The following is a 254-nucleotide window of genomic DNA, read 5'->3' as shown; positions in this document are numbered from 1 at the left end:
AAGAGGTTCCGTCAAAGCACTGGCATGGCCAGCATGGACAGCGGCTGTGTCAACGTTGATCGTAGGCGCGACGGGCGCGGTAGCAGCCCTGGCGGATACGCTCTTCCCTTCGCCTTCACTGACGGCGGCCTTGGCTGCCGACTTCGCGAGCTCTGCGCCTCTGTTGGTAAGGATGAGGTGGATCCACCCGGCAGCCGCAGCGATCAGTCTCTGCTGCGTGTTGTGGCTGGCCACACGGGTACGCTCGAAGCTTA

The 254-nt window shown here is 63.0% G+C and carries 1 protein-coding gene; it reads right to left on the bottom strand.

What is annotated here, in order from left to right; genetic code table 11:
• The coding region (locus JAO29_RS23220; protein WP_334270663.1) for a hypothetical protein at positions 1 to 254 on the bottom strand (254 nt) is incomplete at both ends.

The sequence above is a fragment of the Edaphobacter sp. HDX4 genome, from assembly GCF_036877565.1.
Classification (GTDB): Bacteria; Acidobacteriota; Terriglobia; order Terriglobales; family Acidobacteriaceae; genus Edaphobacter.
This window is presented reverse-complemented; position numbering and strand designations above follow the sequence as displayed.